Here is a 16,680-nt window from a genome sequence, read left to right on the forward strand (position 1 = left end):
TGGTTTATTTCCCCTGACTTACTGGGGTCTGTATCCTGTTAATTACGAATCACAAATGACAAATGACGAATGACGAATGACGAATTACTTAGTCAATTTTATTGGTCAACTAAAATTATGCCGAAAGCAATTTGGAATGGAGCTACTTTAGCCGAGAGCAATAACACTATAGTTGTAGAAGGCAATCATTACTTTCCACCTGATGCTATTAATAAAGAGTATTTTCAAGAAAGTAATACTCACACCACTTGTCCTTGGAAAGGTGTTGCTAGTTACTATAGTATCGAAGTCAATGGGCAAGTTAATCAAGACGCTGCTTGGTACTACCCCACCACCAAAGAAAAGGCAAAAAATATTGAAGGCTATGTTGCTTTCTGGCGTGGTGTGAAAGTAGAAGCTTAGGAGAAATTAATCTTTACCCACTTGTGGAACTATTTCATTTTCTGGGCATTTACTTAAGCTATTGAGCTATAATTCAACCGTTTTTTGGATGGTTGAGTTAGCTCAATCACCAAATATGGAAACATTGTATGATTAATTAATTTGGTAAACGCAATATAAGCTGGCGTTTTTGGCGTACTAACGTTCCTTCCTCTTCAAATTGCTGTAGAAGGCGTGTTACTGTTACTCTTGTTGTATTTAATACTTCTGCCATCTCCTGATGAGTAGCATTCAAGTCAATCAGTTTACCTTCTTCTACTTCCCGACCAAATTTGCCACTTAACCAGACTAAAAATTGCCATAAACGCACAGACATTGGTTTACAATGCACTATGCTTAAAAGTTCCTCTGCTTGTTGAATGTGAGAGAGTAAAGCGTTGACATCGTGATACCAAAGATGAGGTGGGACAATGCTGACTTCTACATTAGTCAGACACTCAATTTGATAAGGCTTCACTTTTGACAAAGGAGAACCGATTAAATCCCCAGAACCCCAATAACCTAATGTAATAAATGTTCCCTCTTCACTCCAAGTTAAAGTACGGACTGCACCACGTTCGATTCGCCACAATACATCGTTGCGTGGTGGGATCATTTCCCGCCTGGTAAATAAACGATAGGGTATTTGATCTTTAATAGCAGAGTTATAGGACACCTGAGTAGAATACATCATAGAAAAATTTGGCGAGAGAAAATTGTGAGGTTGCTTTAGAAGTTACCGGAATTATCTCAGTTGCAAGAATTGACTTAGGATAATTTAATACTTGCAGTGAAATTAGACAAAGCAGATTTAACACACACATCATCTATGTGTAAATATGGGATGCTATATTATCTGGTTATCAATAGCACATAAATTGGGAAATAACCATACCTCTATATAGAGATTTGGTCGAATTATCTGAATTATTTACGTATTTTAATAACTAGCCTGATCCTGAAGCTGATAGCTCAGTTTTGAGATGAATTGTCGGGGGATGAGTAATAGACCCCCGACCAGGATCAATCATCAGGTTGATGAGATTATGACGTTGTGGCAGTGCCTACTTTATAGTGATTGAGAATCAAGCAAAATCTCAGCATTCCAATGATATTTGCGCCATAACCTACCAAGCAGCCAAAAATACCACAAACTACTTTCTATTCCCTGGCAATGACGATATCGTTGGACTTAATTACCGCGTAGGCTTCTGTTCCCTCAACCAAATCCAACTCTTCTGCTGATACTCTAGTGATCATCGAGGTTAGCTCAACTTTTTGAACAATCTCTAGAGTCACCTCCGTATTAACCGCTCCTGTAATTACCCGTTTAACAACTCCCTTTAATATATTCCGCGAGCTAACTTTTAATGGTTTTTTGTGAGTAGTAATTTCTACCTCAGCACTATAAGCATCTTTTATAACATCTTTTTTGGCTGGTGCTGATATTGCTGATGACGAGTAGTGACCAAGACCACGTACCAATTCCCGGAGAATTTCTGTCTTAGTACGCTGAGATTGGTTGCAGAACTCCTCCAGAATTTTACGCTCTTCTTCTGAGGTTTGAAATGTTACCCATCCTTGTTCTTTTCTTGGCATATTTTTACCAATTTAGTTGGTATTTACTTCTGATCTTGCTATGATCTTATCAAGGGTGAATCCTTTAAAACAAAATCAATCTCAGTGCTTTCTATAACTAGCAAAAGTGCTTTTTTGGTTAAAAGTATAAAAATAAACTTATAGCCAGTAGTTAAAATACTGCTAATTTTTGCAGATAATTGATCAAAGTTCGAGCAAAATTAATTTAATTAAAATGGTTAATTTGTTAGTTGTGAATCAAAATATCCACAAATTAACTCACAACTAACAGCTAAAAATTGCCCGTAACATTTGTTTATGACAAAATTATCAATTTAATTACGAGATGTTACTGATTCATCGGTGGAAAGAATGATTTCCTGTAGGGTTCGGAGTAAATCTTGCTCATTATAAGGTTTAGAGAAGTAGGCGCGTGCGCCCAATTGAATTGCCAGTTGACGATGTTTATCACTACTGCGTGAAGTTAGCATGGCAACTGGGATATTTTTCATATCGTCATGAGATTTGACACGACCTAAAAAGCCATAACCATCAAGACGTGGCATTTCAATATCGCAGATCACTGCTTGAACTTGAAGCCCGCTTTGCAGCTTTTCTAAAGCATCTTGACCATCTTTGGCTTGTTCTACTTGATACCCTCCTTTTTCCAGAGTTAAGGCTAAAAAGCGCCGCACATTAATCGAGTCATCCACGATCAAAATTGTACTTTTCTGATGGGAACTCGATGCGGGCTGTTTATTTTCTTGAGGAAACAAGAATGCTGTTTTTAACCTAGTTGATGGTAATTGATTGTTTCGAGAACTTTGCTCATTACTAGCAATTTTATACAGTAACTCATTAATATTTACCAGTACCACAACCCGACCATCACCGAGAATAGTACAGTTGCTAAAGCCTTCGGGTAGAGGTATATTACCTTCCACTTGCCGAATGGCAACTTCCTGTTCACCCCAACAACGGTCTATTTGCATCGCTACTAATTGATTGTTGCTTTTGACTATTAAGATACTGCTAGCATTAATAGCTGGTGGGGTTTCTAACTCTGGGTTATCATAGCGAGGCCCATTAAAATCTAAGTAGCGACTAAGGCGAATAAATGGCAACATGCTTCCTTGCCAATTGATCAGTTCATTGCCTGCGATCGCAAAAACCTGTTCATTTTGGTGTAAAAATATTTCTGAAACCACATCTGTAGGAAATGCCAAGAGCATTCTGTTGCTTTCGACTAACAGTACTCTGGCCACCGAAAGTGTAAACGGTACTGATAAGGTAAAGGTAGTACCAACTCCTAAATCAGTATCAACTTTAACATCACCCCGCACAGATTTAAGGTTATTACGCACTACATCCATACCGACACCGCGACCAGATAAAGCTGTGACTGTGTTGGAAGTAGTAAACCCTGGTTCAAAAATCAGTGATAACAGTTCTTCATCACTAGCAGTAGCTAATAAAGAAGCATCTAACCCCATAGCTAGCGCGCGATCGCGAATTTTCTCTAAAGAGATACCCCGACCATCATCTTGGATAGTAATGATCGTGCGATCGCGACGGTGAGTTGCTTTAATTTCAATTACACCTTGATCTGGTTTACCCAATTTACTGCGGGTGGCTGGATCTTCAATCCCATGATCAAAAGCATTCCTTAACAAATGCATTAAAGGCTCATTCAAAGCCTCTAAAATGCTGCGTTCAATTAAAGTATTACCACCTTCAATTTTTAACTGCACATTTTTGCCATACTCCACATTCAAGTCACGTAAGGCGCGGGGAAAACGCTCAGTTAAATCTGATAGGGGACGCATCCGTACCTGAGTCAGCTTTGTCTGCAACTGCTTTGATGTTTTATTCAGCTTCCGAGCAATTTGATCTGTATCATCAACGCTGAGTTGGACATCAGTTGTCACTTCTTGTACTTGAACAATGGTTTCCATTACTTCCTGCGACAGCAGGTTTAATTCGTTATAGCGATCCAGCTCTAAGACATCAAAACTAGTGTTGATGTCTTGGGGATGATGCTGATCCTCAGGTAAGGACAACAAATTAGATGCTCCTGGAGCCTGAGTAGCAATTTTATCGTAAGCTGTACGTAAATCCTGATTTTCGCGCTCGAGATTTTGGACACGCTGGCCGAGATTGCGGACGAGTTTGCGTAATCTTTCTAGTTGTAAATTTAGCCCATTACGCTGGATAATTAGTTCCCCAAATAAATCATTGATTTGCTCAAGTTGCTTACTAGGAACTCGGACTGTATTTTCATGAATTTCACGGTCTTTACCATTACCAATTGCTTCGGTTTTGCGATCGCCAAATTTATATTCTGTAGACAAAGTTTCCCGCGCCGCTAAGATCATTGGCTCTGACGGCTTGACTGGCTCTAGAATCGGCTCAGCAAACTCGACATCCAAAGTTTCAAACTGCGCCAAAACGATCGCATGTTCTTCTTGTTCTTCACCCCAACTTTCTTCAGTTTCATCTGAGAGAAATTCTACTTCCCAGGAATGGGTTGTGGCGTTGTCTGTGGAAAGAAATTGGGCGTTCCCCGCAGGGGTTGCCGTTCCCGCAGTGTCTCGTAGAGAAGGCATCGCTGCTTGTGGGGATAAGAACTCGGCAGTCGATAGATCCTCTAGTTTAATCGCTCTTGGCAGACTATCTAGTTGATTTGTCAAAACTAAAGCTTGCGATCGCCGCCAAGCTTGCAAGGCTAATTGCGCAATTGCTGCAACTTGGTTGGGGTTAACTGTTTCTAAATGGTGGGTGACTGACTCACAAAGCTGGGTAAAAGCTGGCAATTGCAGCATTTCTCCCAAACCGCCCAATTCCGCAGCCATGATTGCCACTTCTTCTTGCAAACAAGGCTGGTCTTGATCTGCTAACACCGATTCTAGGCGCTGCAAACACCCTTCTACTTCTGTTTCAAACAGCAAAGGTATAATATCCTGCCCGTCTTCTGGTGAGAGCATGGTTGTTACATCTTCCGGCTCCGGATCACCCAAACGCTGGTGCAGCTCATCAAACACGGGGTAACAAAAGGTTTCTAACCACTGCTCTTCTATCGCATTGCCTTCTGAGAGCAATTCTACGATTTGACGCAACCAGTCAACACCAGATAACAGTAAACTTTGCAACTGGGTGTCAATTTCTAAAGAATTTTTCCTAGTTTTTAAAACTTTAAAAGAATCTTCCAGACGGTGCGCTAATTCACTGAGCGTTCGGAATCCCATCATTCCCGCGCCACCTTTGATGGAATGAGCCGCTCGCAGTGCCCCGTTTATTTTATCTGAATCTATGCGATTACTAGTGTCGATTTCTAGCAGTACCCCTTCTAGGGTATTGAGATAATCAGTAGCTTCTTCCAGAAACTGCATCTGGATTTCCAGTTCTTTGTCCTGTGACATGGCTTTGCTTTTTTGTCAATAGTCAATGGTCAGTTGTCAGTTGTCAGCGATGCACTGAAGCTCACTCGAAGTGTTGTCAGTTGTCTTCCTTGTCTTCCTTGTCTTCCTTGTCCTCCTTGTCCTCCTTCCCTTGTCTTCCTTGCTTTGTCCCCGCGTCCCTGGTTAATGGTCAATGGTCATTTAACTCTGGATTGTGGACTATTGACTCTTGACTATTGACTATGGACAAGTACTTAACTGACCTTAAATGTGCCCACAGTCTCTTGCAACTCTTGGGAAATTTCCACAGTTTGTTGTAAAGATTCAGAAACTAAACGGGAAGAATCGCTGGTACGCTGTGAAACAGCCACAATTGCTTTCATTAAATTACTGACATCGTGCGAGGTTTCTACTTGAGACGCAGTCGCCACAGATATTGACTGCACTAGCTGATCAATTTGACGCGACACATCCAAAATCTGATTGAGACTATGTTTAGCATCCTCTACAATGCGCGTACCTTCAACTACCTGGGTGGTTCCGATTTCCATTGCTTGCACTACATCACTGGTTTCCCGTTGGATATTCTCCACAATTTGTTCAATTTCTTGAGTAGCAGCGGCGCTTCTGACTGCTAATTCGCCTACTTCTTCCGCAACTACAGCAAAACCTTGACCTTCTTCGCCCGCGCGTGCGGCTTCAATTCCAGCGTTAATCGCTAACAAGTTAGTTTGGACGGCGATTTGGTTAATCAAAGACACAACACGAGAAATTTGTTGGGAAGATTCTCCTAACCGTTTGACCTTTTTAGCAGTTTCAGCAACAGTTTCTCGTAAAGAAAGAATATTTTGCACTGTTAAATCCATTGCTTGCCCACTCTTGGTTGCTGTTTGGGCAGCATGATTAGCTATTATCGCTGCTTGCTGCGCGTTTGCGGCTACAGCTTGAATGGAATTAGTCATTTGGTCAACAGCATCCAAGGTGCGGTTAATTTCCGCCGCTTGGGTGAGTGCTTCCTCTGCTAGCTGGCGGATCGCTCCTTCATTAGAGCCGATCGCCGTATTTACTTGGGTAGCTGCTTGTTTGACTTGGGTAACAATATCCCGGAGACTTTCGACGATAGAATTGAAAAAGTCAGCAACTGTGCCAATTTCTCCAGCGGTGACATCAGCCCGCACTGTGAGGTCGCCACTGGCTGCACCTTCTACATTACTCAACAATTCTAAAAGTTGGGTTTGCAGTGTTTCTTTTTGCTGTCTTTCTTCTTGAGTGTCTTGTTGAGCAGCAGATTTGGCTATTTCCAATGCTTCTAGTAGCCTAGCTTGTTCTACGGCATAACCGATTTGCATTGCTAGCTGTTGACATAAATCAATTTCTGGCTGTTGCCAAATCCTGGGACTTTCGCAATGATGGACAATTAATAAACCCAAGAGTTGATTTTGGCTAAGAATTGGTGCGATCAAATTCCCTTGAACTGCGAATTTTTCCAGGGCTTGAATATAACAATTAGCATCAGTAAGGTTTGGCTCTTGATGAATGTTAGCGATCGCCCTGACTCGTCCGGCGCGATAATGCTCTACATGGCGTTCTCGGAAACAGGGGTCGTCAATTCGTACTCCGATCATTTTCGGCCAATCGTGAATCACAGATTCTGCAACAACGACCCCATCCCAACTTTCGGGATTTAGTTGATAAATGATTACCCGGTCTGTTTTCAGCGCTTGGCGAACTTCGTTAACTGCTGTGGTGTAAATATCTTCAGTTATGAGATTTTTCCGAATTAGCAGAGTAATATCTGCAATTAATTTAACTCTTTCAGCTTCTCGCTGTTGTTCTCGTAGCAATAACTGCAATTGCTCAGCCATTCGGTTAATATTTACACTTAAAATTCCTAACTCGTCTGTTCTTTCTACCTCCAGACGAGTATTGAGTTGACCGTCACCAAGTTTACTCACCGCCTCACTTGCATTCAAAATTGGCTGTGTAGCACGTTTAGCAAACCAAGCGGCGATCGCGGCTACAACCACTGCGGTTAATGCAGTTCCCAGTGCGATCGTCCACAATAATTGTCTTTGGGGCGCAAAGGTAATTGCTGTATCTGTAGCAATAATTGCATCCCATTTTAAATCAGGCAAGCCTTCAATTTTTTTTGCGGTTACATAAGTGACTAATTGCTGTTTTTTATTCAGGTTGTTAACTGTAATAAAACTTTTTACCTTGTTTGGCTCTTGCAGCTTACTAAAACCCGGAAAATCTGCTTTAGCTTCTCTACCTTCTTGATTATTTTCTGTAGCTAGAAAAATTTTCCCAGATTTATCAATTAAATGATAATCATGTCCTTTATTGGCATAATTTTTGATCGTCTCTTCTAGAGATTTTACGGGCATTCTTGCTCTCACCACGCCAATGCTTTCACCCGTGACTGCATCTTTCACTGGTGCAGCTATGTGAATACTCACACGACCAGTAGTTTGTGATTTCTCTGGCTGACTAATCACAGGAGTATCTTGTTTGAGAGTGTCTTGAAAATACTGCCGGTCTTTGTGGTTTTCTAGAGGTTCGCCTGTAGATTGGACAATGACGTTACCTTCAAGGTCGAAGACCGCAATACTATCATAAGCTTTATAAGCGTTGACCATCCGGTCTAAAACTGCTTGCTTGTCTGGGGAACTCAGAATTTGCCTAACTTGAGGATTTGTCAAAAATGGCAGATTGGATAGTACTTGAATATCTCCGTAACGCCCCAAAATGTAACGATTAACTTTATCGATTAATCCAATAGTTTCGGCTTCTTGAGCTTGAGTAATTTGCTGATTAATAGAGTTATTAGCAAAGCTATAAGCGATCGCGCCAATGATTAATGTCGGTAGTGTCCCGATCGCGATCGCCAATACTGTAGTTTTTGTACCTAAGCTGAGTCTCTGTAAATAAGCTATTACTTGCTTCAGGGGCGAATCATTAGGAGTTAAATTAATCGGCCAATTTGATTCTTTAACTGTAGTATCAAAGACCTTTTGTGATGCTGCTAATGATGCTCGATTTTCAACATCACTAGTCTTAGCCGTGTCAGTTTTATTAAACATAAATTAATTCCCCTGAATATGTGAATGAGAACACTATTCTTTTTTGTTAGTAGTACACCCTAATCACTGCGGAGAATAGAAGAATGGACAATAGCTTGTGCATCTAATACCAGTAATATTTCAGATTGTTGCATAATACATCCATTGAGATAAGGTACTAAACTAGATGCGACTTGTCCTACAGGAGAACAAATCTCATCGGGTAAAAATTTAGCTGTACCTTTTATCTCTTGTACAACTAAGCCCAACAGCATTGATTCCACCCTGACAACGATCGCATTGTACTGCCGCAGCCTATTGTCTAAAGATTCTAAATTCAGCATTCTTGGCAGATCTACTACCCAAATTATGCGACTCCGCCAATTCATTAATCCTAGTATACAGGCGGGCATATTTGGCATTGAAGTTACAGATTCAACAGGCACAATAATCGCTTCTTGCGTATGCCTCATTGATAAAATAGCAGCAGTTTGTTGATTTAGCTGAAATTTTATATACCCATCTCCTAAGTTTTTCGGACTCGGTTCCACAGTAATTGTATTTTTTGAACTATTCATCGATTCAATTTACCAGTGATCTAATAGCACGTATGAGTTGTTCCCTAGTATATGGTTTAGTCAAGTAGGCATCAGCTCCTTGCCTCATAGCCCACAATCGGTCAATTTCCTGATTTTTTGAACTACAAATCACAATCGGGACTGTCGCTGTAACTGGATTTTTTTTCAGATAGCGACATAGCTCAAAACCACTCATCCCTGGCATGACTACATCAGTAACAATCACATCTGGTTTTTGTAATAAAGCTTTTTCTAAAGCTTCTTTTGCACCCGTAGCTAAAATTACGTTGTAGCCACTTTCTGTAAGGTAATAACTCATTAGTTGTAATTCACTAGGGGAATCTTCAACAATCAGAATTGTGACAATCAAAGTAAGGCTCACTACTAAATCTCCTAAAAAATGCTATTTTAAGTACTAAATTCGGTGTTACTTAGATTAACTACCTATTAGGAAATTACCCAATGTGCTTAAACACCATTTTTAGCAGATCTGATTGTGTAAAGGGTTTTGTTAAATAGCCAGAAGATCTGACTATTTTTGCCTTGGCTCTATCAATAATTCCTGTTCTGCCCGTCACCATAATAATTGGTGTATCCTTGAACTGTGAATGCCTACGCAACAAAGAACATAGTTCATAACCATCTAAATTTGGCATCTCGATGTCTAGTAAAATTAAATCGGGTTTACTCCTGAGTATTTGCATTAAAGCTTTGACTGGATCGTTAATTAGCACAACAGAAAATGTTTCTTCATCCAAGAAGTGTTTAATGGAATTCAAGACTGTTTGGCTATCATCAATACATGCGATTGTATAAAGTCCTTTACTAGCATGTTTTTGAGCGAATGTATTATTTTTATCCCCAGTTTCAGAAAAATTACTTTGTTTAGATAACTGAGTTGGCGGTAACTTAGTTGTGGGTGTACCTAAAGAACTCCCAGCCGCAGGAAGTGGTGTTTGGATAGGCGGTTGACGGTTTCTTAACTGCTTTTGACAGTGTTCTACTATTAACCGTAAATCTAAACTACAAAATTTGGGTAATCCATCTAAATTAATTTCGGGATTAAATTCATAGCTTCCTTCTTTTAAAGCTAAGAATGATTCCAACACCTCTTTCGCCAATTCATCTATCAGAACTGCTGCTTGCGCAGAAGTAATATAATCTTGGGCAGCTAACCAGCAAATAGCATGATAATCTGCATTTGATGTGAATTGATTTTCATTATTTGTTTCAAACATCAGCCGCATTTGCACTCTAACTGCGCTGTTGAGAGCGGGAATTTGCTGACTCAAGCGCCGCAAGTGGCTATCCAGCCTTTCAAACACTTGATCTGAATAAGAGGCATAAGTAAGTTTACCGTCCTCTAGATAGATCGACCAAGAAGTCGTCTCGGTATATACCCTTAAACATCCTGTAGCATGACGACTGGTTAATTGTGCTAACAGAGATAAAGGATGTAATTTCTGGAACAACTTGTAGCTACCTATAGGAGTTGTGCTCATTTTGCTTTTACTTCAGCTAAATTCAATACTTGTCAACCAAACTTGTACAGAGAGCTTCTATACAATTCCAATCCAGTTATAAAATATGTGTGCCATGTAGCATAACATACTAAATTTTTTATCCTTGTTTGTGAATAAAGTTAACCATAGCTTTGTTTTCAGATTATAAAGTCTTAGTCAATTATGAAGTTATTGTCAATTTACTTACTTATACTGAGATTATCAGACATGTCTGGAGAATAATTAAATCAAATTTAAAGACTAGATGAAGTCGATGGGTTTTTAGTAGCTTCTTGTAAACTTTTGAAAGTAATAATACTAGTTAATTAACAATAATTGGCTCCTTTCTTTCAGTATTTACACTTAAAAATTGTCAGTACTAAAACTCAACTTACTATTTATTCAACAATAAGTATCTTTACTTAGCTGTGATCTAAATTACTTTTGCTGTTAACGTGAGTTCGATGCACAGGATTTTGACCTCATCCCTAACCCCTCTGCTCATAGAATACCACTGGCGAATCAGGGGTAAGACCCCCCACTCCCCCTCAATCCTGTTTTCATCCTCCGGATTGACGCTACAAGCCTGCGTATAACAGAAACTGTGCCTTTGCACAGCTTTTGTTAACAGAGAAGGCTTTCAGCGGCGAAAATTGCTAGTTGAACGGCACAGAAACCGACACCCTACCCCCAGAGTAGCAACTGGCGTGGGAAACCCTCCTTCAGGACTGTTTCACAGCCGACTGTAAGCACCATAGAATACTGCGGCTAATTTCACAAAGCCTACAAAAGCAGGCTTTGGATCGAGAGCTAGTGGCTATCGATTCCGTTGGTCTGTATATCGCCCATCCCAGAGAATTGTTGTTATTAGTTTGTTATCAGTATTGAGGGGTGTTACCCCCTATTAGCCAACAACATCCTAACAGGAGAGAGGCTGGGTGGGTGAGGTTTTTATAATTTAGGTTAAATTAACGTGAGTTCGACGAACCTCTCCCTGTCTTAAACTAAAGTTCAAGACTGTCACTCTCCGAGTCGGAGAGGGACGGTTTTGCGCAGTAAAATCAAGGAGAGGACTTTTTATTGAGCCAATTAGACAGACACTATATCAGGTGTCGAATTCACGTTAAGTTAGCCGTTTCGCTATTCCACTGTTGCTAGGGACGAATTAATCAAAACAAAGTGTCAGAGTCAATTTTCTTAACTTTTGACTCTGACACTTTGGGGCTACCTGCCCACTGTAATTTTTAGCTTTGGTCTATTCGTTTAAAAGTGCGGATGAAAGGACTTGAACCTTCACTCCTTTCGGAACTAGAACCTAAATCTAGCGCGTCTGCCAATTCCGCCACATCCGCATCAGTTTAAGATTGTAGCACAACAAATTATTTATGGTCAATAGTCATTTGTCATTGGTCATTGGTCAAGAAATTCTCTACTATGGACTATTGACTTTTGACTATTGACAACCCTAACCTTGATTGATTGTGCTAGTTGTGTAAATCCTAATTATTTTAGGCTACAACATCGCTACCCTGGGTAAACGATGCTTGAATCCGCAGAGAATTTCCCAAGAAATAGTGTTTAATTTCTCTGCCCAATCATCAGCGGAGATTTTTTCTTGATCCTGTTCCCCAAGTAATGTGACTACTTCTCCTTCTTGGATATCGGGTATAGCACTCACATCGACCATTAACTGATCCATTGTAATTGTGCCAATTTGTGGAATGCGTTGACCGCGAATTAAAACTTGCATTTTGTTGGAGAGATGACGCGGGACACCATCAGCATAACCAATACCTACAACGGCAAGCCGTAGTTCGTGGGGGGCAATAAATTGGTGACCATAGCTAACGCCAGTTCCACCTGCTATCGTTTTCACTTGGGTGACACGGGCTTTAACTTGTAAAACAGGCCGGAGGTTGATTTTATTTCGTAAATGAGGAGATGGATAAAGTCCGTAAACTGCCAAACCTACGCGGACAATGTCGTAGTGCAAAGCTGAATCTGTGAGAGTTGCGGCTGAATTTGCTAAGTGCAAGCATGGTGGTTCTATGCCCATTGCTTTAATTTGAGCGATCGCTTCGGAGAATCGTTTATGCTGTTCTTGCATGATCCTGGTGTCAGGGCTATCTGCTGTTGCCAAATGGGAGTAAATGCTAGCAACAGCAAGATGAGGTAAGCCTTGCACTAACTTGACAAACTCTCCCGCTTCTTGCCAGTTAGTTCCTAACCTAGACATACCTGTATCTAATTTGATATGTACAGGTAAGGGAGAACTATACTGAATAGCTTCTAGAGTATCCGAAAATACTAGAGCTTGTTTGGGGCTGCACAGTGTTGGCTGTAATTTCCAGTGAGCGATCGCGTGAATTTGTTCTGGTGTGTGCGTTGCTCCTAAAATTAAAATCGGGGCGTTAATTCCGCCTTCTCGCAGTTGAATCCCTTCTGGAACTGTTGCGACTCCTAACCAACTAGCTCCTGATTCTAAAGCTGTTTTAGCTACTGTCACCGCTCCGTGTCCATAGGCATCAGCTTTCACCACTGCCATCAGTTGGGTACGCGGCGATAACAACCCGACTAACTGCTGTACATTGTGGGACAAAGCTGCTAAATCAATTTCCACCCAAGCGCGTTGAGAAAACCAGGCATAAGTATCACAATCTTGCCCAAAAGCAACACCAGAAATTTGCTTGCTACTTAACATTTTCACTCACTCCTATCACACCAGTACTTGGCTGCGAGATAATCTATTTCTTCCATTGCAAAAAATGGAATCAGATTAATCTGGAAGTTTACATTTGATTATGGAGTTGTCACAAGACGCAATAAGTAAGAGTCAATAGTCAGTTGTCAGTTGTCCTCCTTGTCCCCCTCATCCCCCTAGCCCCTAGCCCCTAATCCCTGTTGGTCATTTTTACTACTAACTCGGCGAAAGTATAAATTCTTCTCATTTCCCAAGAAGTGTATATCTGTGTTAATATATGTAAAACTAATACCTTGAGCGTTTACCAATGGGTAAGGTTTTAGTCCTGAATGCCTCTTACGAACCCCTTAATATCACGAGCTGGCGTCGTGCTGTGGTTTTGTTAATCAAAGGCAAGGCAGAACACGTTGAACATAACGGTAAATTCCTATACTCGGATTTTCCCTTGCCAACTGTAATCCGGTTGCGTCATTATGTGCGTGTTCCCTACAAAGAAATTCCTCTCACTCGCCGAAATATATTGCACCGCGACGGTCATACTTGTCAATACTGCGGTTACACTGGAGATGAGTTAACGTTAGATCATGTGATACCGCGATCGCGTGGCGGGGGAGATAGCTGGGAAAACATTGTGACAGCTTGTGTACGCTGCAATGTCAAAAAAGGCAGTCGCACACCCCATGAAGCTCATATGCTTCTACGTCATCCTCCTCGCCAACCTTACAGTAGCCTTTATTTTGAAGTCAGTAAACACCTAAAAAGTGGATTACACCAAGAGTGGCAAAAATATGTGATCGGTCTTTGAATTACTGTGATTATTTCTTAGCCAGGATTTGAGTCCTGGGATTTGAAGCACTTTAGACGCAAAACAGCGTCTTACATGGTAGTAGTTAGTGCTGGCTATGAACTCTTAAAATTAATGACCTAGACTACTTCTGAGTGGTTATGCGGGGTCAGATCCCCGACTTCTTCAACAAGTCGGGGATCTTGCAGCGCATCAAAATTAATGGGCTAGAGCAATATTTCTGAGGGGTAAATTGTTTCGTACTCAGGACTTTAGTCGTGGAATTAAGTAGTTCAGTAAACTTACTAGACAGATGACTAGGAAGTATGGGTATTAATAGTAAGCGTTTGATTATACCCTACACCAAAGCAAATATCAAGATGAATATGGGTAAATAGCATAATTTTTAATTTAGTTAATAAAAGCACATTTTTGGTTAACAATAAAAATAATTGTTAACTATTCGTTATTGACTAGGATAAAACTGTTAGCCATAAAATCAGACTCAGCAGCAATTGCTTGTGAAATATGAAGTTAAAAGCCTACTTAATGAACATCAGCCTAAAAATGTAAAAAAAAGCTGAAAAATATTTAATTGGTAGCATAATTATGTAAATAAAGCTGTATAAAAGCAAGCCTCTACATCCACAAACCTTGTGCCTTGAAAGCTCAGCTATTAGACCAGCTTTGAGAAGAAACGTCCTGTTTATTTCTCTGCAAAAGAGAAAAATCAAGAAGATGAAAAAAATTATATTGTTTTAAAATGTATTACATACTACTAAGTATAGTAGTTACCAAAAGCTATCTCAATACACGGGTGGAATTTGGTAAATGCTAACTATTGTCACTGATAAAAAATAGACCGAGATATAGAGTGCCAACATTGTCTATTTTTGCGAAGATCGTAATGTGTGGCCAAATCAGTGCAACACTGATTTTAATATTTCTTAACTAATCAATGGAGCCTCACGCTTACAAAAACCTTCCATATGCAATTGAATCCTTCTTTGATGCAGTTTGAGAGTTTGTCATTGACCACAGAGCCGAACCAAGAGGATGCTGAAATAGACGCAGTACCTGTCGTTGAAGTCCCAGTTAGCAAAACCTCCATGCCACCATCGACAAGTGAAGGAGGTATGTATCTAGTTCAGCGTGGTAATTCCTTGGTGTCTCAGAAGTCAGAAGAGCTGCAAAAGACTTTTCTCGCACACCGACACGAGCGTCAACTGATAATTCTGCAAGATTTCCCTGACCCTGATGCCCTTTCTTGCGCTTGGGCGTACCAGTTAATTGCACAGCAATATGATATCAAATGTGAAATTATTTATGCTGGTACTTTAAGCCACCAAGAGAATATTGCCTTAGTCAAGCTGACTAATTTGCCTGCCCAGCGCTGGACATTGCAAACCCTCAAAGGTAAAGATTTGTCATCTTACCAAGGTTTCATATTAATTGATAACCAAGGAACCACAAGTCAGCTATTATCGACGGTGCAGCAAGCAGGAGTTCCCCTAGTTGCAGTCATAGATCATCACAGCTTACAGCCGGATCTCAAACCTGAATTTATCGATGTCCGTCCTTATGTCCGAGCAACGGCAACGATTTTTACTCAGTACTTACAGTCGGGGTTATTGACATTAGATAGCAGCATTACCCAGCACGTTAAATGTGCTACTGCCTTGATGCATGGCTTGCGATCGGATACAAATCGACTGATGCAAGCACAAGAAGAGGATTTTATGGCTGCTGCGTATCTCAGTCGATTTTATGATGCCCAACTGCTGAACGCTATTTTACAAGCTAATCGTTCCAAGCGGGTGATGGATGTGATTGAGCGCGCGCTCAAGAACCGCATCGTCCAAAATAACTTTTCCATTGCTGGTGTTGGTTACATTCGCTATGATGATCGCGATGCGATTCCCCAAGCAGCTGATTTTCTGGTGACAGAAGAAAACGTTCACACCGCAGTCGTGTACGGTATTGTTCACGATGAGGATGATGAACTAGAAGTAGTTATTGGCTCCCTCAGAACCACTAAACTCACCCTCGATCCTGATGAATTCATCAAAGAAGCGTTCGGACAAGATAATAACGGGCGCTTTTTTGGTGGCGGAAGGACAGGTGCAGGTGGCTTTGAAATTCCGATGGGTTTCTTGTCTGGCGGTAACGAAAACTCAGCTTATGCAAAAATTAAATGGGAAGTATTCGATACTCAAATTAAGCAAAAGCTGCTCAAGTTAGTCAATCCTAAAGACAACCCAATTCAGTCAGAGTAAGCCAAAGATGAAAGTACAAGTAATCAGTCAGAAAAGTCTATTAAATTGGACTAAAAGAGGGCAATTATTCCTCTTGAACTGAATTTAGCTTTGAGCCAAGAAATGTTTATTTCTTGGCTTTTTATCTACTTGTGCTTTCTTAAATATTAAGTAATGTATGGATTGTTCTGTACCAACTGACATTGACTATTCCTGAAGAAACTATATTAGCTCTCAAAATAGAACCAGAACAGCTTCAAAGTGAAGTCGCTCTTGGTTTTCGTGTAGATTCTGAAACCCAGCAAATTATTTTGAAACTTGTCGGTGAATCTTCGCAATCCGCAAATTAGTTAATTATACGCAAACTTTTTAGATGCTCAATAGCTAATATCATAATGTTCA

At 40.5% G+C, this 16,680-nt stretch carries 12 protein-coding genes and 1 tRNA gene; 4 read left to right on the plus strand and 9 right to left on the minus strand.

What is annotated here, in order from left to right; all coding sequences use genetic code 11:
- Window positions 1–117: 117 nt before the first annotated feature.
- The gene (locus AACU32_RS36910; RefSeq protein WP_096608345.1) at window positions 118–402 is read left to right on the plus strand and encodes a DUF427 domain-containing protein; all 285 of its coding nucleotides are present in this window, start codon (window positions 118–120) and stop codon (window positions 400–402) included.
- A gap of 136 nt (window positions 403–538) precedes the next feature.
- Here AACU32_RS36910 and AACU32_RS36915 read toward each other — a convergent pair whose 3' ends face one another.
- The 9 genes from AACU32_RS36915 to alr form a co-directional block, all read right to left on the minus strand.
- A complete protein-coding gene (locus AACU32_RS36915; protein WP_445223205.1) occupies window positions 539–1,114 on the minus strand; it encodes a Crp/Fnr family transcriptional regulator in 576 nt (191 codons plus the stop codon).
- A 467-nt stretch (window positions 1,115–1,581) separates the two neighbouring features.
- On the minus strand, window positions 1,582–2,019 hold the full coding sequence (locus AACU32_RS36920; protein ID WP_096607202.1) for a TOBE domain-containing protein: 438 nt from the start codon (window positions 2,017–2,019) through the stop codon (window positions 1,582–1,584).
- Window positions 2,020–2,333: 314 nt separating this feature from the next.
- Window positions 2,334–5,417, minus strand: a complete 3,084-nt coding sequence (locus AACU32_RS36925) for a hybrid sensor histidine kinase/response regulator (RefSeq protein ID WP_096607203.1) — start codon at window positions 5,415–5,417, stop codon at window positions 2,334–2,336.
- Between the two features lie 233 nt (window positions 5,418–5,650).
- A complete protein-coding gene (locus tag AACU32_RS36930; RefSeq protein WP_096607204.1) occupies window positions 5,651–8,479 on the minus strand; it encodes a methyl-accepting chemotaxis protein in 2,829 nt (942 codons plus the stop codon).
- Between the two features lie 59 nt (window positions 8,480–8,538).
- Window positions 8,539–9,036, minus strand: coding sequence for a chemotaxis protein CheW (locus AACU32_RS36935; RefSeq protein WP_096607205.1), 498 nt, complete (start codon window positions 9,034–9,036; stop codon window positions 8,539–8,541).
- Between the two features lie 4 nt (window positions 9,037–9,040).
- Entirely contained in the window at window positions 9,041–9,418 is a 378-nt protein-coding gene (locus AACU32_RS36940; protein ID WP_096607206.1) for a response regulator transcription factor, read from the minus strand.
- A gap of 73 nt (window positions 9,419–9,491) precedes the next feature.
- Window positions 9,492–10,538, minus strand: a complete 1,047-nt coding sequence (locus tag AACU32_RS36945) for a response regulator (protein WP_096607207.1) — start codon at window positions 10,536–10,538, stop codon at window positions 9,492–9,494.
- 1,270 nt (window positions 10,539–11,808) lie between these two features.
- Window positions 11,809–11,890: transfer RNA gene (locus AACU32_RS36950), tRNA-Leu, on the minus strand.
- Window positions 11,891–12,051: 161 nt separating this feature from the next.
- Entirely contained in the window at window positions 12,052–13,239 is a 1,188-nt protein-coding gene (gene alr / locus AACU32_RS36955; RefSeq protein WP_096607208.1) for an alanine racemase, read from the minus strand.
- A gap of 307 nt (window positions 13,240–13,546) precedes the next feature.
- On the opposite strand from alr, the gene AACU32_RS36960 reads away from it, so the two are divergent.
- The 3 genes from AACU32_RS36960 to AACU32_RS36970 all read left to right on the plus strand — a co-directional run bounded on the left by AACU32_RS36960 (window position 13,547) and on the right by AACU32_RS36970 (window position 16,628).
- Complete coding sequence (locus tag AACU32_RS36960) at window positions 13,547–14,044, plus strand: HNH endonuclease (RefSeq protein WP_096607209.1); 498 nt, start codon at window positions 13,547–13,549, stop codon at window positions 14,042–14,044.
- Window positions 14,045–15,012: 968 nt separating this feature from the next.
- Entirely contained in the window at window positions 15,013–16,299 is a 1,287-nt protein-coding gene (locus AACU32_RS36965) for a DHH family phosphoesterase (RefSeq protein WP_096607210.1), read from the plus strand.
- A 182-nt stretch (window positions 16,300–16,481) separates the two neighbouring features.
- Entirely contained in the window at window positions 16,482–16,628 is a 147-nt protein-coding gene (locus tag AACU32_RS36970) for a hypothetical protein (RefSeq protein ID WP_339378580.1), read from the plus strand.
- Window positions 16,629–16,680 lie beyond the last annotated feature (52 nt).

Origin of the sequence: Calothrix sp. NIES-2100 (assembly GCF_963875285.1) — a bacterium.
Lineage (GTDB): Bacteria > Cyanobacteriota > Cyanobacteriia > Cyanobacteriales > Nostocaceae > Aulosira.